Source organism: Acinetobacter puyangensis, assembly GCF_900096995.1.
Taxonomy (GTDB): Bacteria; Pseudomonadota; Gammaproteobacteria; order Pseudomonadales; family Moraxellaceae; genus Acinetobacter; species Acinetobacter puyangensis.
Genome location: NZ_OANT01000002.1, coordinates 304,897 through 324,932 on the forward strand (window position 1 = coordinate 304,897; position 20,036 = coordinate 324,932).

The following is a 20,036-nucleotide window of genomic DNA, read 5'->3' on the forward strand; positions in this document are numbered from 1 at the left end:
GTTATGGCAAATATCCCTTTTATGAATCCTGTGGTATTACAGGCACAAGATTTGCCGGTACCCAATCGTGAAGATACACCGACGGCACTTAACCAATTGGATTTATCCGAACCGACTTTGCTAAATCCAGTTTTGGAAGGTTATCAGCTATTATATGGTTTAAATCTTCTGGATTGTCATCATTGGCAAGGCTTTGTTGATGTGGCGAAATTTCGTATTCATGTGCAGGTATTTGAACCGAAACAGGCCGAAACAGTTAAGGGATCGGTCTGGTTGTTACATGGTTATCTGGAACATAGTGGAATTTATCAGCCGATTATTCAGGAAATACTGGAACAAGGTTTTAGTGTCCTGACTTTTGATTTACCGGGCCATGGTTTAAGTAATGGTACGGTCGCTGGTATTGAAGATTTTGATGATTATCAGGATGTACTTTTGGGGATTAAAGCTGCGGTAGAAGCAGCAGCGCAGTTACCTAAACCATGGTTGGGTGTCGGGCAAAGCACCGGTGGGGCAATCTGGATGCATCATATTCTGGAATATGCCGAGCAGCGGCAGGAACCGATGGTCGATCGGGTTTTATTACTCTCACCGTTGATTCGTCCGGCAAAGTCGGCATGGTGGCATAATTCAATTGGTCTAGGCATTGTACGCCGCATCAAACGTCAGGTACCGCGTCATTTTAAACGCAATAATCATAATCCGGAATTTTTACGTTTTGTGCGTTTACAGGATCCCTTACAACCCAGAACTATGAGTATGAACTGGATTTTGGCGATGTCACGCTGGATGGTGAAAATGGAAGGACGTCCGGCCTGTCGTATTCCGGTCTGGTTGGCACAAGGTGCACTGGATCAGACCGTAGACTGGCGTTATAACATTGAATATATTCGGCGTAAGTTTCGTTTGCAAACGTCACTGATTCTGGAAGAAGGGTCACATCAGTTGATTAATGAACGTGCCGATATCCGTGCCGCTTTAACAGGCTTAATTCCGGCTTTTTTAAATGCAAAATATAAACGCCAGTATTATCAATAAGATGTTTTTCCGGTAAAGAATAAACTGTGGTGAAAAATAGAGTCTCAATTTTAACAGGACAGTTTTTATAATAGGATAAACATGAAAGTTTCATTGATTGGCGCAGGTCGAGTGGCAACGCATCTGGCAACAGCGTTTTATGCTAAAAATATTCAGATTCAGCATATTGTCAGTCGAAATATTGCGAACGCAGAGCATCTGGCACAACAAGTAGAAGCGATTGCACTGGATCGTATTGAGCACTTAACACAAGCAGATGTTGTATTGATTGCAGTCAGTGATGCGCAAATTGCAACTGTCGCCAGACAACTGGCAGCGATCAATTACTCCGGTTTGGTGGCGCATACTTCCGGCAGTACCCATCTTCAGGTTTTACAAGGTGAAAACTTACAGGCAGGGGTGTTTTATCCTCTACAGAGTTTTAGCTTTGATCAGACAATTGATTGGGATAGTACGCCATTTTTTCTGGAAGCAACGCAGCAGTTCGATTTACAAAAACTGGATAGGCTGGCTGGTGTATTATCAGAACAAATCTATCATTATGATTCCAATCAGCGTCTATCATTGCACTTGGCTGGGGTTTTTGCCTCAAATTTCAGCAATTATTGCTATGATATTGCCGAGCAAATTTTGCAGCAGCATCAGGTCGATCAACATTTGATTCTGCCATTGGTGTTACAGACTGCACAAAAATTGCAATATGCTTCGGCACGGCAAAACCAGACCGGACCTGCACGGCGACATGATCAAAATATCATAGCTTTGCATCTGGATATGTTAAAACCACATCCGGAGTGGCAGGAAATTTATGCCATGCTAAGTACTGCGATTAAACAACGTCATCCGATATCTTGAATGTCAAGATGTAGTGTTTGATCTTAATGATGATCAGGACTGTTTGGCATTTAACTATCATCAATGTACTTTTATGATGCAGATTGGAGAATAAAAGCAAAAGATCATATTTTTTGCTTACTTTTGCAAAAAATAATTGCGGCGGCGCGCTGAAATCACTATTATTTGCCACTTGCAAAATTATAATGTGGTTGTCGCGTTGAGTAATTTCTTGGAAGAATGTCTGGTCTATCGTGATGATGATCTTTTGGTTATCAACAAACCAGCAGGTCTGCTCAGCGTTCCAGGTAAAGGTGATGCACTGTTTGATAGTGTCCTTAGCCGTTTACAAGCCATTGAAGCAAAAACATTACTGGTACATCGTCTGGATCGTGATACCTCGGGGTTGCTGGTATTTGCATTGAACCGTCCGGCACAAAGTCATATTTCTCGTCAATTTCAAGATCGACAAACCAAAAAATTATATCAGGCGATTGTTGAAGGACAGCCAGTTGATCAGGGACAGGTTGATATACCAGTCTGTTATGATCCGCAAAATCCGCCTTTACATATTGCCGATCCCGATTATTCAAAATCTGCATTAACCTATTTTAGGGTATTGGATCAGTTCCAGATCAAGGATCGTCTTGTCTCCAGAGTGGCATTGACGCCAATTACTGGTCGTTCACATCAATTACGTGTACATATGCAATATATTGATCATCCAATTATTGGTGATACTTTATATGCCACACCTGTAGGGCAAAGTTTATCTGATCGTCTGTGTTTACATGCGACAGAATTAAGTTTTATACATCCAGTAACAGGGCAGACATTGAAGTTTGTTTGTCCGCCACCATTTTAGTTTTAGAATTGATGATGTATTCATCAGGTTGTGTTCGGTATAATGGTTATTATGACGCTTGCTGTATGATGACGAAATGTGGATACGATTTTATAAAACGACATTTGGGTACTTTTAAATTTAATTGGTAAGGTGAAAAAATTGCAACAGTTTGCTATTGGACAGCGTTGGCTATCAGATACGGAATCCGAACTTGGTTTGGGTGTACTTATCGATGTAGATGAGAGATCAGTCAGCATATTATTTCCAAAAAGTGACGAAACCCGTGTTTATGCACGCAATAATGCACCTTTATCCCGTATTGTTTTTAATGTCGGTGATGCCATTCAGGACCAGGAAGGGGTGGAATGGACTGTCGAAGCTGTTGAAGAGCGTCATGATGTGTTGCGCTATCGTGCCAAACGCATTGATGCCAATGGACAAGACATTGTTAAAGATTTAAATGAAACCCGTCTGGGCGCGCATATCCAGTTATCCAGACCACTAGAACGATTGCTGGCCAGCCAGATTGATTATAAAGAATGGTATGACCTGCGTATTCAGGCCTTGCTGATGCAGGCACAAATGAAACGTAGCCCATTGCGTGGACTATTAGGTGCTAGAGTTGGACTGATTCCACACCAACTTTATATTGCCAATGAAGTGGGTACGCGTCTGGCACCCCGTGTTTTATTGGCAGATGAAGTCGGCTTGGGTAAAACCATTGAAGCCGGACTGATTATTCACCAGCAACTGAAAACTGGTCGCAGTGAACGGATCCTGATTCTGGTGCCGGATTCTTTGCAATATCAATGGATGATTGAAATGCGTCGTCGTTTCAATTTACATTTTTCCCTATTTGATTTGACCCGGACTGCTTCGATTAAAGAGCATGATCCAGAGCTGAATCCATTTTTAACCGAACAACTGATTATTGCCAGTATCGATCTGATGCTTGATCATCCGGATTTGCATGAGCAAGCCATCGAAGCAGGCTTTGATTTACTGGTGGTGGATGAAGCACATCATTTGATGTGGAATGAAGAAGAAGGCGGCAACGACCGCTATAATTTGGTTGAAGACTTTGCCAATAAAACCCCAGGGGTCTTATTGCTGACAGCAACACCAGAACAACTGGGTGTGGAAAGTCATTTTGCCCGCTTACGTTTACTGGATCAGCAACGCTTTAATGATCTGGATCAGTTTCTGGCAGAAGAAGAACAGTATCAGCAAACTGCAAAAATCGCTGAAGTCTTGATGTCTGATTTACCGCTTGAAGCAGAACAAATACAAGCGCTAGAAACCTTGCTCGGGCATAGTATTGAAGATGAACCTGAGCAGCGTTATCGTGCCATTCACGAGTTGCTAGATCGTCATGGTACAGGACGTATTCTATTCCGTAACACCCGTGAAGCGATTCAGGGTTTTCCCGGCAGGGATTGTTTGCCTGTGGCGTTGCCTCGTCCGGAAGGCTGGAATATCAGTGGTAAATTACGTGAACAAATGTGGCCGGAAGAAGCACAGCTTGATGGTGCATGGATGGAGCATGATCCGCGCGTAAAATGGTTGATGGAGATTTTACGTAAAGATTTAAAGCATAAAAAAGTATTGCTGATTGCCCGTAGTGGTCCTGTGGTAGAAGCACTGGAAAATGCTTTGCGTATTCATGCTGGTATCCGTACAGCCATGTTCCATGAAGGCATGAGTTTGCTGGAGCGTGATCAGGCCGCAGCCTATTTTGCCGAAGAAGGCTATGGCGCACAAATATTACTTTGTTCTGAAATTGGATCTGAAGGTCGTAATTTTCAATTTGCCAGTGATTTGATTTTATTCGATTTACCCGCCAATCCCGATGTGCTTGAGCAACGAATTGGGCGGTTGGATCGGATTGGCCAAGAAAATCGTATTCAAATCCATGTGCCATATGTGGAAGGTACAGCGCAGGAGCGTATGTTCCGCTGGTACAATGAAGCGTTAAATATTTTCAGTAATATTTCACCAGCAGCACAAACCTTACAGGAAAACTTTATTGTTGACTTAAAAGAGTGTTTGCTGGCCGATTTACCGGAGAAATTTGAGCCTTTACTGGAACAGGTTAATGAACAGCGCTTACAACTTGAAGCAGATTTGCAACAAGGTCGGGATCGTTTGCTCGAATACAACTCCTGTCGTCCGCAAGTGGCGAAACGTATTATTCATGCACTCGAAGAGTATGAAGACAATTCTCTACTCCCTGATTTTATCAAACGCTTTATGGCATCGACCAATATTGATTTTGATGAACAAAGCAATGGTACGGTGATTATCCGTCCAACCGATCATACACAGGTACAGGGTCTACAACTCGATGAAGATGGCATCACTGCAACCTTCTATCGTGATCAGGCTCAAATCCGTGAGGATTCACAGTTTTTAACGCTGGAACACCCATTTGTAGAAAGCGTGATGGAACTGATCAACACCCAGTCTTTTGGAAGTGCCAATGTTGCTTTACTAAAAAGTAATGCCATCAAACAGGGTTCGATTTTACTTGAGCTATGGTTTAAGGTTGAGGTGATTGCACCAAAGGTATTGAATGTACAGGCCAGCCTGCCAAAACAGTTGATTCGTGTGCTGTTGACGGAAAATGGTCAGGATTTAACAGAAAAAGTGGCTGCACATGTATTGCAACCGTATATCCATCATCTCGATGGTAATAATTCTCGTCAGGTGATTAAAGCTCGTCGGGAAATCATAGAAGAGCGCTATCAACAGGCATTTGATCTGGCAAAAGCAAAACTGCCGGAAATTAGTAAGGAAGCTCAAAATCAGTACCAGCAACGCTGGCAGCGTGAGATTGACCGTTTAAATTATCTTAAACAGCACAATCCAAGTATCCGTCAGGATGAAATTGATCGTTTGGAAAAGTTAAAGCAAGAAGGCTTGGATGCGCTAGATCAGGTGGCGATTACGCCGGAAGCGATACGTGTGTTGGTGGTCGTGAAAGCGAATTAATATGCTGTTTTTTGATCTACATTAAAAGCAAACAAAAACGCATGCTGTGCAATACAACATGCGTTTTTTTATACTTGGAAAATTAAATGTCTATTAAAAACGATAGCCAAGCCCTGCGTAGGTGATAATAGGATCAATATCAATGGTGGTACTGGCTTTAATTAAGCTTTCGCCAGTATTTTCATTTTTGACGGTAATGGTTGTATCATTGCTGAGTTTGGCATAAGACACTGAGCCAACCGCAAACCATTTGTCATTAAAGTCATAGGTTGCACCTAATGTAACAATCGGGGCAAAAGCATCATCAGTTTTCACCTTGACTTTCATGTTAGCGCTAGACTCGCGGCCTTCCAATGCACCACCAGCTTGGCCATCTTTAATATTTTGGATCTTATGGCCGGCATTTTCCAGATCCTTGATAATCCCTGAATTTATTTTGATGTCATTGAAATAAGCATACAATACGCCAGCTCCGACATAAGGGCGGAACTTGTTAATACCGGACTTGCCAAACTGATAATGGATTTCTGCCGCAGGTAACCATGCTCTTGCGGTGGCAGCCGTGTCGCTTTGTTCCAGATTGGTAATTGAAATATCTTTTTTTAACTTGATATCGCCCAATACAGTGCCAATACCATCGGGTTTGACGGTACCACTAAATGGTGCATAGACTTGTCCTTTTCCCATGATATCCACTTTAGGCGGAATACCAGCTTTTAATTCTACCGCCCAGTTGTCATTAATATGATAATTCATCATGATGCCAAGCGTATCTACATCTTTGGCTTCCAGTCCGGTATTGGCACTTTCCCAGTTTTGCAGGCCATTGATTGTGCTTGTGCCTGAAACACTGCTTAAATCAGAATCATCATTTGGGAAAAAAAAGTTGATCGCACCGAGTTTCCAGTTTTCTAGTGGATAGTCGGGATCAACTGCATTCAGAAACTCCTTTTTGCTGATACTGCCATTTTCTGCTGTGGTGCCATCTACAATAACAGTACTGTTTTTCATATTATTGGCTTTGCCTTGTGGCATGGCATGTAACCAACCTGCGGATACCGAAAAACGTTTAAAATTACCGTCACTTTTAAAAAAATCATATCCTGCATAGGTGATTTGACTCATCAATAAGGGGCCAGATATTGTGCAGGCGAGCACTATTATTTTTCTCATCCATTTACTCCATGTCCATTGGATTTTCCTTGCGCTGCTAGTGTTATCGAGATGACTGACTTTACGAAAGCTAATTTTTATTAAATAAGTATAGGCTGAATATGCTTTTTACATAAAAATGTAAAGGTGAAGATGAAAATGTAGTTTTTAGGTGAATTTAGTCGACATTGTGTGAGATTTTTTAAAGCAATTTAAGTTTTATGTTGTCGATAGGCTTGTTGCCATAACAATTTAACCCAAAAATGGCTGAAGCTGGTGTTTTTGATTAATCCAGTAAGCATGTGTCGCCACTTTCAGCATATGGATATCTTCATGGCTATTACCATAGGCATAAATTTTGGTGAATGTATTCAGATCATAATGCTGTTTTAAACGACAGACTTTTTCCTTGCAACTGCAATCTGCACTACGATACGCACCTGTTAGCACGTGATGATCGGCATCGACCTGAGTGCAGATCAATTCGACATTTAATAACTTAGCCACAGGCTGTAAATATAAATTGAGAGAAGCAGAAACAATGACCACATCATGCTGTTGCTGCTGATGCCATTTTAAACGTGCTAAAACTTCCGGATTTAAGCAGTGTTCGACCAGATATTTGGCATAATTCTGACCAATTAAATGAACCTTATGCGCATTTTCATCCTTAAATACGGTTTTAAATAATAATGGTCGCATTCGATTTGCTGGATAAAGTTTAAGATAATATGCTGCAATTTGTGGGCTGATCTTGAGACATTTGCGGTAAAAAGAATGTTTGGGCAATGCACTTTGCATAAACCCTGTAAAACTATCCTGTTTACATAATGTGCCATCGAAATCAAACAGGGCGAGTGCAGTCATATTAGGGTCTGTTGGCATTTCGTCTATGATTGCGACAATGGTTGTTTTTTAGGCAATACAAGGCATGAATAGTGAAATTTAGTTATTCTAAATAAACTATTCATAACGCAGTATGAGGCGCACTGCGCCGCAAGGAAAACAACCCAGTCCCAAAGGGTTGTGGCTAAAATTCCCCCATACGTCGTTACAAAGCTCGACAAGGGAATAGCCATTGCCTTCGCTTTGTGCCTAGTCTGAAGAAATTTTAGCCTACAACGCAATCTATTTATCAAATGTCAACAGACCCTAGGTTAACTTTAAATGTTTGGCTCGGGACATACATTGCGTATAACGACCATTAACACGCTCGGCAAACCAGTTGGTATTATAGTCTCGGCTTAATTTCGGCCCGGAAATAACCACTTTTGGCATCACTGCATAAGGGGCGGTCTGTCCAGTTTTTGCTTCATATTGTTTGACGATATATTGATAAGTTACGCTGTCCTCAAAGGCCTGAGATTTCTCATCCTTGAGATCACTACGAATCGTGCGTGCTGAAGGCGCAGTGGGATCGGTAGAGAAATATTGAATCAATGCGACTTCGGTACTGCTTTTTTGTAGTTTGGCGTCACCGTCTTTATTATAAAGTAATAAATCGCCATCCAAATCTAATTTCGTATCGGCCAATTTATTGATCATTTTTTGAAATGCAGCATTGCGACTAGAATACATGCCAGAGTTGTAATCGGCAAAACGATACAGGGGTTTATCATATTTTGCCGGATACATCATTAAACGGTGAATACCATAATATAAACCACCATTTTGCGTGTAGAGGTTATCCCGCAGCTGATTAATTGTCATAAAGCTACGCTTATGCGCTTTGGCATAATGAATATGTACCTGCATTGAGCCTAGTGTAGTGATCGGGTTGAAATTCTCGGCTACATCTTGCCCAACCAGTTTGGCCGCGCCTGCCAATAGGCTGACATGATATTGTTTGCTGTAATAATCAAACATTTCCCGATACAGTTGATCCAACTCACGTTCGGTTTTGACTTTACGAATCTGATTTAAATAATTATCTTCAGGGGTGGGTTTGGTTTTGAGCATGGTCTCAAAATATCCAGCCATTTTTGTGCCAAGTTTGTCTTCCAGACGCTGGTTAATTTCTTTAGCAGCTTTATCTCCCAATCCCGGTACAACAGGATCGGCAATAAAATTGGATTCTTGATCTACCACAGCAATAATCGTACAGATATTTTGCGCATCCTGCGTGATTTTTAATTCATCAGTGATCTGAATAATATCATTTGCCCATGAATCACGATCCTTGACCCGGGCAGGAATGAGCTTACTGACGTGTTCAGCACTGAGTTTTGAATCTTTTTCTGTGTTAAAAAATTTGCCATCACAGGCTGTGATAGACAAAGATAAGGCACAAATCAGGGGGATATGAATTTGGCGATAGCGATGATTCATAGGCACATCTATACAAAATACGCAAAAGCGCAGTTGAGGGATTGGACTTCAATCTGCTATGTTAGGGTATCTTGAAAAAATTTGCTATGTATATTGATCTTTATCTTATAGAAAATACATAGAATATACATCTGGTATTTCCGCTGAATAAAACGCGAAATTTCATAAAGAAAGTAAGTTAATCGATGAACATAATAAAACTTAATGATCTCTATTAAACGCATCAAAAATATGTTTAGGCTGATTCAAAATATTATTGTTTGTTATCGGAAAAAATTAAGCCTATAACATTCGGAAATGTTATAGGCCAGATCAAATTGTAGCGTATATTAAAATTTATTGCGGTTTTGCTGTATTGTGGTTTGGTTGTACTGCTTTATCCGATTGATCGCTAACCGCTGGTTTTCCAGGAACTTCAACTGGTTTGACTTCGCTATGTTCATCCGCTTTTGATGTGTTATTCAGATGACTGGTCTGGTTGGCGAAAGCCTTAAAGCCTTTATTTTCGGTCGTCATGTTGATGTCCTTTGATTTCATTATTGAGTTGCTATCATAGGCGGTTAATCAACTTATACTAAGGGTGTTGTGAGCGTAATATGTACCGATATGTATATTAAGCCATGATAAATTTTCCATTTTATCGATAAATAATGTCTATTTCATTGTAAGCTATCACTTAATTAAAATAGATCGCTGATATTTAATCTACATAAAAGCAACATTGAAATTGTAAATTATTTTAAGTAAGTTTAAATGCATTTTAAAAGATAAGAATTTTAATATATCTAAAACAGATTAGCTTATTTATTTTAGATTGATTTAAATATGTAATGATGGTTTTGATATTTAAATATTAAATAACAGTAGATTACTTAAAATTAATAATTTTTGACTTACACTAATTACCTCAGCCACACATCTAAATGCTATCTATTTTATTTTTAAAAGCCTATGCTGAATTTAGTGGTAGAGAATGATCTCCACATCATTATACAGGAAGACTCTCATGTCTCAGAATCAAGGTAATACCAATACATCTCAGGATAAATCGAAACAGCAACAACAACAGCAAAATGATGGTAAAGAGTTTCGCCCATCTCCGGGTCAAAATGAACCAAAACAACCGAACCAAAACCAACCGCAACAAAATAATGAACAACCTAAATAATTAGGTTATAAATTAAATCTGGAAGGGGCGAAAGCACCTTCCATTTTTTGGATGTGATAATATGAGCATACATGTTGTACAAGCCCATCAAATGTATCATGAATATCGAAGCAACGAGAAAATTATATTTGTCGGTATATATTTGGATCATCAATTGATGGAGTTATTTAATAATTATAATCAGCAATTATTTAGAATATTGGGTACTTATCAATGGTCTTTGCCAAATGCTGAAGAGGTTTATTTTGTTCAGGACGAATTTGAACAGAGTAAATTATAATTTAATATATGTGGTTTGCTAAATAAAAAATATAGTATAAAAATATTTAAAATATAATTGCATGGTAGTTAATATTAATATTGAAACTTGAAGTTTCTATAAAAATTTAGCGTGTTGCTTTATAAGATTTAAATCTAATCTCTAATTTTTATCTAAAATTAATTTTATAGTTAAAAATGCAACGATGTGTTGATTTATTCAGGGTTTAAATCTGTAAGAGAAGGCCCCATAATTTTGATCAGATAAGGGGGCAATATGAATAATTTAAATCATTTACAGGACTTATCGGCATGGACAAAATCTTTGCCGAATAGTAGCACGATGCCGGTAATTTTTGTCGGACATGGCACACCCATGAATGCTATTGAAGATAATGAGTTTGCACAAAAATGGCAGAGTATTGGAAAAAATTTACAGCCACAACCCGCTGCAATTTTATGTATTTCTGCACATTGGTTGACACAAGGTGGTACAGCCATTACCGCCATGCCAGCACCAAAAACCATTCATGATTTTGGTGGATTCCCGCAAGCATTGTTTGATGTGCAATATCCGGCATCTGGCAATCAGGATTTGGTCAAAGAAACAATGACTGCCATACACAGTACTGAAGTACAGCCCGATTTAAGTTGGGGGCTGGATCATGGCACTTGGGGTGTATTAATTCATATGTTTCCAGATGCCAATATTCCGGTGGTGCAGTTGAGTGTGGATTATAGTCAGGATGCCACCTATCACTATGCACTGGCAAAAGAGCTGTCAGCATTGCGACAAAAAGGTGTATTGATCATTGCCAGTGGTAATTTAATTCATAATTTGCGTATGGTTGCATGGTATGAAACTGGTGATTTACATTATGGCTATGACTGGGCACTGGAGGCAGATGCAACAATGCAAAACATGTTGCTAGCGCATCAACATGATGCCTTGATTGATTGGGATAAGCAGGGGCCGGCATTTAAACTGGCAATTCCAACGCCCGATCATTATTATCCTATGCTATATGCGCTAGGTTTGCAGACCGATCAGGATCAGTTGTCGCTCTTTAATGCGCATACTACGATGGGCTCTTTAAGTATGACCTCATTTATTTTAAATGCCGCTTAAAGATCATGTGCAACAGATACACAATTCAGAGCATAAGTATTAAAAAATAAAAATGCCTCACTTGAATCAATCGAGTGAGGCATTTTCGTATGTCGCAGTGTCTATAAATAGATCATCTAAGACCCAAAGCTTTAAGCGTCAAGCACCGCTTTAATTTGTTCAGCAAAGGCTTTGATTTTGTCTTGATCACCCATTTGTGCAGCATGCTTACCCAATTGATGCACATTGCTAGGAATCAGGTGGAAGTGCACATGGGGAACAGTTTGGCCTGCTGCTTCACCAGACAGTTGCATCAGAATGATGCCTTGTTTATCCAGTGCTTTTTCAATGGCACGAGCAACTTTTTGCACGATCTGAATCGTATAGGCTGCATCGTCACCCGGCAAATCCAATAAAGTAACCGCTGATGTTTTGGGGATCACCAATGCATGACCATCTGCCTGTGGCATGATGTCCATAAACGCCAGTGTTTTATCATCTTCATAAATTTTAATGACAGGCAGTTCACCACGAATAATTTTGGCAAAAATATTCTGATCGTTATACATCATAAAACTTTCCTTAATCCTTTTTAGGGCAGTTCAACGATTTTTGACTGTCTTCGATTTGTGCCAGACGTTTGCTTTCTGCATCGCTGAATTTAGGTTTTTTGGTATGGCAATCTGCACCATACTGTTTTTGCGCATCTGGATCTTTAAAACAGTAACCATGTGCTGCATAGATCAGATTTTTTTGATCTTGTAGCTGTTTGCATTTTGCATCATCTGCATAGGCTGATGTTAAACCTGTTAGTAACAGACCGAAGATAGAGCATTTTACAATTAATTTCATCATTGGGTTTCCTTTTTCAGGTATGAACCTAGTGCGATTATATGATATACATGGGGATAACCACTATTAAAAACAATCAAATTGTTATTGTATGGTAATTTTAGTCCAGTCCTCATACAGTTTCACTGCTGCCGAAAAGTCACTATCCGGTGCTGCGGTTAAATTTGCCGCCTGAATTAAATTCTGGATGAGGCTAAGTAGTGGCGTTGGCAGTTTGGCCTGTTGTGCCAGATTTAAGGCGATGCCTGTATCTTTGGCCAGTAAAGGCAGCGCAAAGGTCAAAGGAAAACTACGATTTAAAATCCGTTGCGGTAATGTAGTTTCGGTTACACCGCTTTTTCCGCTGGATGCGTTGATACATTCCAGTGCACTGTTTAAATCGACCCCACTGGCTTTAAGCGCGGTAAAGCCTTCTGCGGCAGCCCATAGATGCACAGCCAGTAACATATTATTGACAGCTTTTACTGCAAAACCTGCACCAGCGTCACCGACATGCTTGATCAATCCGCCAAAGGTTTCAATGGCAGGATAAGCACGTTCAAAGGCAGCCTGATCACCACCAATCATTACGGTGAGCGTGCCTTTTTCTGCGCCAATGGTTTGTCCCGAAACCGGCGCGTCAAGAAAGTCCGCCTGATATGTTTTTAAAAACTCTACCATGCGTTTGGCAGATTCTGGTTCGCCACTGGTGCAGTCCACCCAGATTGCGCCTGCTTTGGGTGGATGGGCTTGAATGATGTCTTCAACCTGCCGACTGGTTGGTAAACATGAAAAAATAATGTCTGCCTGTGTTGCCTGTTCTATGGATACAGCTTGTGTGCCGTAGGTTTTGGCATGTTGTTCGGCTTTTTCAAAGCTGCGATTCCAGACCCATACCGATTGAAATGCTTTAGGCAAATGGGCTGCCATACGATAACCCATTGCACCCAAACCAATAAAAGCAACAGACACAGACATATTAAAATCCTTAAACTTAATGGTGTTGGCTGATCATAGAACGCTGTTCTAGCCAATTTGTCAAGAATGGCCAGAATTGTATGCTACTGGCCTGACTACACATCAAGCCCATATGTCCGCCGGGAATCAGTTTAAAGCATACATCTTGACTCGAGGTTAAATGTGTTAAGGGTTGTACTGATGCTGGTGTGACCATGCCATCACTGTCACCGGCACCGATTAATAATGAAGATTTGATGTTGTTAATATCTAGTGTGCGGCCCTTATACGAAAATTTACCTTGATTTAGGGGGTTCTTTAGCCAGATCCATAGCAACATATCGCGATTGATGGCGCCCGGATAATCAATCATATCATTTAAAAAATCACCGAGCGTGGCATGGGATTTGACATCTTCCAGATTGGATAGTCGTTTAAGAAGTTGTAAATGTCCTTGCAGAATTCCCAGTGGATTAAGAAGTTTAAAGCCCAGTGCATTGAGTTTGCCTGGAGAGTGAATGATGCGATTGGGAAGATGCTTGAGCAGCAGGATTTGTTGTAGCGATAATGGACTTTGTTCGATCAAACGATTGGCAAGTTGATATCCCAAACCAATACGACCTGATGCATAGGCATCAATTGGACTGGCGAAAATTAATAAATTGCGGATACCCTGATCCAGACCCGATGCCGCATATAGCAAACAAAAAATACCAGCCATACTCCAGCCCTGTAAAGAAATCTCATCACAATCGGTATATTGTTTGATGTCCTTGATTAGGGCGGGCAATGCTTGAAAGACAAAATAATTAAAATCTAGATCGGCATCGTTTCGATTCAGTTGTCCCCAGTCAATCAGATAAATGTCAAAACCACTATCCGTCAGGTAACGTACCAGCGAGCGATAGGGGAATAAATCATAAATCGCCATTTTTACAGCCAGTGGTGCAACCAGTACCAAAGGAATGCGTTGCTGCTGATGGTGTTTGGCCGGATAATGGCGCACTGTGGCTTTATCAAAATGTGCAATTACCTGATAAGGCAATTGCTCAGAAAGAATCAGGCTTTTACGATCAAAAAGACGGCGTTTAAGATGTTGATAGCTTTGTTTTACCAAAGGTTGAGGTTTCAAATATTTTGTTTTCACAGCCTTTGCTCAGAAAATAACAAACTAATTGATAATTTTAGGGGATAAACCCTGATTTTGCCTTGACCAAAAAACCCATGACTAGCAAAATGTGGTCAGGTTTTTAGATAGGGCAGTTTTCGGACTGAAAATAGTATGAGTCAGCACACTGACCAGCAAGATGATTTGCAGCATGAGTACCAATTAGCAACTTTGGCCATTCGTACCGGACATGATCGAACCCATGAAGGTGAGCATAGTGAGCCCATTTTCCTGACCTCATCATTTGTCTATGAAAATGCCGCAGAAGCTGCGGCCAAGTTTTCTGGTGCAGAGCCGGGTAATATTTATTCGCGCTTTACCAATCCGACAGTGGCCATGTTTGAAAAACGTTTGGCAGCACTTGATGGTGCAGAACGTGCAGTGGCCACCAGTTCCGGTATGGCGGCAATTATCTCAATCGTGCTGGCATTTCTTAAAACCGGTGATCATGTGGTATGTTCCCGTGCCATGTTCGGTTCTAGTGTGTCCCTGTTTGATAAATATGTGCGTAAGTTTGGCGTAGACATCGATTTTGTTGATCTGGAAGATTTAAATGCTTGGCAGCAGGCGATTCAACCCGGACGGACCAAATTATTGTTCCTTGAATCACCGTCCAATCCTTTGTCTGAAATTGCCGATATTCGTGCATTAGCAGAATTAGCACATCAGCATGATGCTTTACTTGCGGTAGACAACAGTTTTTGTACACCGATTTTACAGCGTCCAATTGCATTGGGTGCCGATCTGGCGATTTACTCTGCGACCAAATATATTGATGGTCAGGGACGTGCACTGGGTGGTGCAGTGGTCGGTTCACATCAATTGCTGGAAGAAGTGTTTGGTGTGGTGCGTACCTTGGGTCCAAGCATGAGTCCATTTAATGCATGGATTTTCCTTAAAGGTCTGGAAACGCTGAAACTCCGTATGTATGCCCACTGTGATAATGCACAGAAACTGGCTGAATGGCTGGATCAGCATCCAAACGTCAATAAAGTATTTTATACAGGCTTGCCAGCGCATAAAGGACATGAACTGGCAAAATCGCAACAGGCCGGCTTTGGTGGTATTGTCACCTTTGAAGTTAAAGGCGAACGAGATGGCGCATGGAAAGTGATTGATTCGACCCGTTTTATTTCCATTACCGGAAATTTGGGCGATGTGAAATCAACCATTACCCATCCGGCAACCACCACACACGGTAAGTTGTCGCCTGAAGCCAAAGCTGCGGCAGGGATTAGCGAAGGTTTAATTCGTGTTTCTGTTGGACTTGAAGATATTGATGATATTATTGCCGATCTGAAACGTGGTTTAGATCAGATTTGATTGGCTTAAGGGCAGTTGTATGATGGCAACTGCCACAGATTGTTTAGAAGGATAGCCTTATGAATATTAATATGTTGATGCAACAAGCACAGCGTATGCAAAAAGATATGGAAGAAAACGTCAAAAAAACCAAGGCGCAGTTGGGACAAACAGAAGTCCAGGCAGAAGCGGGTGGTGGTTTGGTCAAAGTGACCATGACTTGTCGTTTTGTGGTTAAACGCATCGAAATCAGTCCTGAATTATTGCAGGACGAACCGGATATGATCGAAGACCTGATTGCTGCTGCGGTTAATGATGCTGTACGTCAGGCCGAAGCGATTGCCGATGAGCGTTTAAAAACTGCCAATAGCGGCATGGGATTACCACCAGGTTTGTCTGGCTTATTCTAATTTTGTTTTTATGAAAACGGTTCAGTTTTTCTTTCACCTACTCATTGTTTGGTGCCGAAGAATTGAATCGAATTAAAATTTGAGGTTGTAAAGCGTGTATAGTGACCGCTTCAATATACTGGTACAAAAGTTACGCTTACTACCAAGTGTGGGTTCAAAATCTGCTCAGCGTATGGCATTACATTTATTGATGCGACAACGCACTGGGGCGCTTGAACTTGCTCAGGCCATACAGGATGCAGTTGAACATATTCATGAATGTTCGGTGTGCCATGCGTTAACCGAGCTTGAGGTCTGTGAAATTTGTCAGGACAGTGAGCGTGATGATGCCCTGTTGTGTGTGGTGGAATCACCAGCCGATGTATTTGCCATAGAACACAGTGGCAGCTTTAAAGGTAAGTACCATGTTTTGCATGGTCATTTGTCACCACTTGATGGTATTGGACCGGAAGAAGTCGGTATTCCACATCTATTGCAGCGCTTATCTCAAGGTCAGATTAAAGAAGTGATTTTGGCAACCAATGCCACCGTTGAAGGGCAGGCAACTGCGCATTATCTGGTTGAAGCTTGTAAACATTTGCCGATTCGAATTACCCGTATTGCACAGGGCGTACCACAAGGCGGCGAATTGGAATATGTCGATAGCCATACCTTACATCAGGCATTAACACACCGATTATTGTTAAATCAGGACTAATTGCCAGACAAAACTGCTGGTTAGTCTTCAGGAAATCTTATGCATTATCAATGGATCGCCCAACAAGCACAATTACAGCCCATTGTTGAACAATTACAGCACAGTCCGGCGAATGCACTAGACACCGAATTTATCAAGGTTGATACGCTTTATCCAAAACTGGGTGTGTTACAGGTCAATGTGAATCAGCAGGTGTATTTGATTGATGGCGTGCTGGAACTATCAGCAGTGTGGGATAGTCTATTTCAAGCCAAACTCAACATATTTCACGCCTGTGGTGAGGATATTGATTTAATTTATCATTACTCCAAACAGAATGCCTTGAATAATGTATTAGATACACAAGTTGCTATGGCATTTTTAGGTCACGGCATGCAGATCAGTTATCAATCTGCGATTGAGAAGATTTTGGGAATCCATGTTGATAAGGACCAAACCCGTTCAGATTGGCTGGCACGGCCACTGAGTGAAGAGCAGGTTCGTTATGCGGCTTCGGATGTTTATTATCTTCAGGATTTGGCAGATCATTTAATTGAACAGCTTAAAAACAAAAATTTATATGCCTATGTTTTAGAAGATTGCCGTAACTATTGTGCTTCTTTGGCCGAGCAATTACCTCTTAATGATGTTTATTTGGATATTGCCAATTATCGGCATACTTCCCGGCAATTAATGCAGTTAAAACAAATCGCCACGTGGAGGGAACAGCTTGCCATTGCACAGAACAAACCACGCAGTTATATTATAAAAAACAATAGCATTAACAAACTGATTGAACGTACACCCAAAACCATGCAGCAACTGGCAAACACCCACGAGCTAAAACCAGCCGTATTACGCGAGCATGGTAAGGAAATTCTAAGATTATTAAATGAATTACCTGAGCAGACCGTGTGGCCGCAACGTCTGGAACGACCTTATCGTTATCTCGACGGGACCAAGGAACGGATTGAGCAAAAAATTGCTGATCTCAGTCAAACATGGCAGATTCCTGGTGAAGTATTAATGCGTAAAAAATGGTTAACCCAATTAAATACCTTTGTGTTTCATGATATGCAGGATATCAATCAATTAAACCCATATTTGCGTGGTTGGCGTTATCAGGAAGTCACTTTGCCATTGATCGATATTCTGCAACAGGATAAAGCTCGTCGTTAAAATAAGTTTAGCCTTAACAAAGCCAAATAGTACAGTTGAGCAGACATTGATTTTTTTCATTGTCTAGAATATTTATTTTTGCAATAAAATAACCCGCAAGTTTCGCATCAGCAGATAAAATTGTGTATGCTAAATGCAAACTGCCAAGCAAGTGTAAGCCTAAACAAGGTGTAAGAATATGCATTGTGACATTTATAGATCGAGTAAAAAGGATGAAATGTATCTTTACGTTGCTCGCCCTGATTACCCAAATGATGAAGCCAAAGAACCTTTTGCCGATGTGCCGGATTTATTACAGGTCGCCTTTGGCCGCCCGACATTTGTGATGCATCTTGAATTACATGAAACACGTAAACTTGCCCGTGTATCGGTATTGCATGTTCTCGATGCATTAACAACCAAAGGCTATTTTATGCAGTTGCCACCGGAAGGATTAATTAATCCCAATGCAACTGCGCCAGAGGGTTTAAGAGGTGCTTGATCAATTAACAGTATGGTGGCACAGCTTCCTAAGTATCTTTGATGCCATTCCGGAAGACTCAATCGCAGTGACTGTCTATATTGGCGGAACGCTGATCGCTTTATGGGCATGGTACGGAATTGCCAAACGCTTGCCGAGTCCATTCGGTGGAATCAGCTGGATTATTCTGTTTGCGCTTTTGGCGACACCCACAGTTTCTGAAGGTGACAATGCAGGTATTGCACCTGCAATCATTGGCCTAATCTTCGGGGTATTAACCAAGGAAGAGCCATTGATTTTATCCAATCTTCTGTACATCTTGGTGGTTGCTGGGCTTGGTTTCTTTATTGGTTATTGCTGGTCAAAGTATCAAGCCAATAAAGAAGACCAGACGGTTTCTTCATAAACATAGCAAGTATCTAAAAATGATTGGTAAATGCTGAGAATGATTTTGGATTCACATTAGGAAGATGTATGTCTACTCAAGAAAATAAGTTTGAAAGTACCTCTCAATATATTGCAACAGAGGGTTTAAAACTTGCAGTTCATGCTGCAAGAATTTTACAAAAGCCATTGTTGGTTAAAGGTGAACCCGGCACAGGGAAAACCTTATTGGCCGAGCAAGTTGCACAAAGTCTTGGGCTCAAACTGATTACCTGGCATATAAAATCAACCACCAAAGCCCAACAGGGTTTGTATGAATATGATGCAGTATCCCGACTGCGTGATAGTCAGCTAGGTGATGATCGTGTCTATGAGATTGCCAACTATATTAAGCCGGGCAAGCTCTGGGAGGCATTTACCAGTGAAGAGCGCTGTGTATTATTGATTGATGAAATTGATAAGGCAGATATCGAGTTTCCGAATGACTTATTACATGAACTCGATAAAATGGCATTTTATGTCTATGAAACTGGTGAAACCATTTCGGCTACTCAGCGTCCGATTGTGATTATTACCTCAAATAATGAAAAAGAATTACCTGATGCATTTTTACGCCGCTGCTTCTTTCACTACATCGAATTTCCTGATGAAGCCACCATGCGACAAATCATCGATGTGCATTTTCCCAATATTAATCACATGCTTGTTTCGGAAGCCTTACAAATATTCTTTAAACTGCGCGATATTCCGGGATTAAAAAAACCGCCTTCTACCAGTGAATTGATTGACTGGTTACGTTTACTGATGGCAGATGAAGTACCGGAAGATATCTTGCGTAATCGTGACCGGACTGCGGCTATTCCACCGATGTATGGTGCACTGATTAAGAATGAACAAGATGTACAGTTATTGGAGCGTTTAGCCTTTATGTCCCGTCGATAGGGA

The 20,036-nt window shown here is 40.9% G+C and carries 22 protein-coding genes; 14 read left to right on the forward strand and 8 right to left on the reverse strand.

Translation table 11 applies throughout. The annotated features are described in order from the left end of the window. Positions 1–3: 3 nt before the first annotated feature. The 4 genes from CRO21_RS05845 to rapA all read left to right on the forward strand — a co-directional run bounded on the left by CRO21_RS05845 (position 4) and on the right by rapA (position 5,710). Entirely contained in the window at positions 4–1,038 is a 1,035-nt protein-coding gene (locus tag CRO21_RS05845; protein WP_097078386.1) for an alpha/beta hydrolase, read from the forward strand. Between the two features lie 81 nt (positions 1,039–1,119). Continuing rightward, complete coding sequence (locus CRO21_RS05850) at positions 1,120–1,893, forward strand: Rossmann-like and DUF2520 domain-containing protein (protein WP_097078387.1); 774 nt, start codon at positions 1,120–1,122, stop codon at positions 1,891–1,893. A gap of 199 nt (positions 1,894–2,092) precedes the next feature. Continuing rightward, a complete protein-coding gene (locus CRO21_RS05855; protein ID WP_097078533.1) occupies positions 2,093–2,737 on the forward strand; it encodes an RluA family pseudouridine synthase in 645 nt (214 codons plus the stop codon). Between the two features lie 132 nt (positions 2,738–2,869). After that, a complete protein-coding gene (gene rapA / locus CRO21_RS05860) occupies positions 2,870–5,710 on the forward strand; it encodes an RNA polymerase-associated protein RapA (protein WP_097078388.1) in 2,841 nt (946 codons plus the stop codon). A gap of 93 nt (positions 5,711–5,803) precedes the next feature. Here rapA and CRO21_RS05865 read toward each other — a convergent pair whose 3' ends face one another. The 4 genes from CRO21_RS05865 to CRO21_RS05880 all read right to left on the reverse strand — a co-directional run bounded on the left by CRO21_RS05865 (position 5,804) and on the right by CRO21_RS05880 (position 9,706). Next, positions 5,804–6,883, reverse strand: coding sequence for an OmpW/AlkL family protein (locus CRO21_RS05865; RefSeq protein WP_097078389.1), 1,080 nt, complete (start codon positions 6,881–6,883; stop codon positions 5,804–5,806). 231 nt (positions 6,884–7,114) lie between these two features. After that, the gene (locus CRO21_RS05870; RefSeq protein ID WP_097078390.1) at positions 7,115–7,747 is read right to left on the reverse strand and encodes an HAD-IB family hydrolase; all 633 of its coding nucleotides are present in this window, start codon (positions 7,745–7,747) and stop codon (positions 7,115–7,117) included. 267 nt (positions 7,748–8,014) lie between these two features. Beyond that, on the reverse strand, positions 8,015–9,190 hold the full coding sequence (locus tag CRO21_RS05875; RefSeq protein WP_097078391.1) for a DUF1615 family protein: 1,176 nt from the start codon (positions 9,188–9,190) through the stop codon (positions 8,015–8,017). Positions 9,191–9,526: 336 nt separating this feature from the next. After that, on the reverse strand, positions 9,527–9,706 hold the full coding sequence (locus tag CRO21_RS05880) for a hypothetical protein (RefSeq protein ID WP_097078392.1): 180 nt from the start codon (positions 9,704–9,706) through the stop codon (positions 9,527–9,529). Positions 9,707–10,196: 490 nt separating this feature from the next. Between CRO21_RS05880 and CRO21_RS17520 the strand changes: the two genes are divergently transcribed. From CRO21_RS17520 to ygiD, 3 genes are all read left to right on the forward strand, one after another. Further along, entirely contained in the window at positions 10,197–10,358 is a 162-nt protein-coding gene (locus CRO21_RS17520; protein WP_097078393.1) for a hypothetical protein, read from the forward strand. A gap of 61 nt (positions 10,359–10,419) precedes the next feature. Then, on the forward strand, positions 10,420–10,638 hold the full coding sequence (locus CRO21_RS05890) for a hypothetical protein (protein WP_097078394.1): 219 nt from the start codon (positions 10,420–10,422) through the stop codon (positions 10,636–10,638). A gap of 255 nt (positions 10,639–10,893) precedes the next feature. Then, positions 10,894–11,745 (forward strand): 4,5-DOPA-extradiol-dioxygenase, encoded by an 852-nt coding sequence (gene ygiD / locus CRO21_RS05895; RefSeq protein ID WP_097078395.1) that lies wholly within the window; start codon positions 10,894–10,896, stop codon positions 11,743–11,745. A 131-nt stretch (positions 11,746–11,876) separates the two neighbouring features. Here ygiD and CRO21_RS05900 read toward each other — a convergent pair whose 3' ends face one another. The 4 genes from CRO21_RS05900 to CRO21_RS05915 all read right to left on the reverse strand — a co-directional run bounded on the left by CRO21_RS05900 (position 11,877) and on the right by CRO21_RS05915 (position 14,659). Beyond that, on the reverse strand, positions 11,877–12,296 hold the full coding sequence (locus CRO21_RS05900) for an HIT family protein (protein WP_097078396.1): 420 nt from the start codon (positions 12,294–12,296) through the stop codon (positions 11,877–11,879). Positions 12,297–12,306: 10 nt separating this feature from the next. Next, positions 12,307–12,576 carry a YARHG domain-containing protein gene (locus CRO21_RS05905; RefSeq protein ID WP_378234952.1) on the reverse strand — a complete coding sequence of 90 codons (270 nt, stop codon included), beginning with the start codon at positions 12,574–12,576 and terminating at the stop codon, positions 12,307–12,309. A gap of 84 nt (positions 12,577–12,660) precedes the next feature. Then, the gene (locus tag CRO21_RS05910) at positions 12,661–13,533 is read right to left on the reverse strand and encodes an NAD(P)-dependent oxidoreductase (RefSeq protein WP_097078398.1); all 873 of its coding nucleotides are present in this window, start codon (positions 13,531–13,533) and stop codon (positions 12,661–12,663) included. 16 nt (positions 13,534–13,549) lie between these two features. Then, positions 13,550–14,659 carry an alpha/beta fold hydrolase gene (locus tag CRO21_RS05915; protein WP_228150370.1) on the reverse strand — a complete coding sequence of 370 codons (1,110 nt, stop codon included), beginning with the start codon at positions 14,657–14,659 and terminating at the stop codon, positions 13,550–13,552. 135 nt (positions 14,660–14,794) lie between these two features. Here CRO21_RS05915 and CRO21_RS05920 point away from each other — a divergent pair, with 135 nt between their 5' ends. From CRO21_RS05920 to CRO21_RS05950, 7 genes are all read left to right on the forward strand, one after another. Continuing rightward, the gene (locus CRO21_RS05920; RefSeq protein WP_097078399.1) at positions 14,795–16,003 is read left to right on the forward strand and encodes an O-succinylhomoserine sulfhydrylase; all 1,209 of its coding nucleotides are present in this window, start codon (positions 14,795–14,797) and stop codon (positions 16,001–16,003) included. Positions 16,004–16,062: 59 nt separating this feature from the next. Further along, complete coding sequence (locus CRO21_RS05925) at positions 16,063–16,392, forward strand: YbaB/EbfC family nucleoid-associated protein (RefSeq protein ID WP_097078400.1); 330 nt, start codon at positions 16,063–16,065, stop codon at positions 16,390–16,392. 94 nt (positions 16,393–16,486) lie between these two features. Next, positions 16,487–17,089: a recombination mediator RecR gene (gene recR / locus CRO21_RS05930; RefSeq protein ID WP_087620013.1), complete on the forward strand. Its 603-nt coding sequence runs from the start codon at positions 16,487–16,489 to the stop codon at positions 17,087–17,089. Positions 17,090–17,128: 39 nt separating this feature from the next. Continuing rightward, positions 17,129–18,247, forward strand: a complete 1,119-nt coding sequence (locus CRO21_RS05935) for a ribonuclease D (protein WP_097078401.1) — start codon at positions 17,129–17,131, stop codon at positions 18,245–18,247. Between the two features lie 178 nt (positions 18,248–18,425). After that, positions 18,426–18,728, forward strand: a complete 303-nt coding sequence (locus CRO21_RS05940) for a YcgL domain-containing protein (RefSeq protein WP_097078402.1) — start codon at positions 18,426–18,428, stop codon at positions 18,726–18,728. Then, entirely contained in the window at positions 18,721–19,113 is a 393-nt protein-coding gene (locus CRO21_RS05945; RefSeq protein WP_097078403.1) for a hypothetical protein, read from the forward strand. The genes CRO21_RS05940 and CRO21_RS05945 overlap by 8 nt, the downstream gene beginning before the upstream one ends. A gap of 68 nt (positions 19,114–19,181) precedes the next feature. After that, positions 19,182–20,033: an AAA family ATPase gene (locus tag CRO21_RS05950; protein ID WP_097078404.1), complete on the forward strand. Its 852-nt coding sequence runs from the start codon at positions 19,182–19,184 to the stop codon at positions 20,031–20,033. Positions 20,034–20,036: the final 3 nt, after the last annotated feature.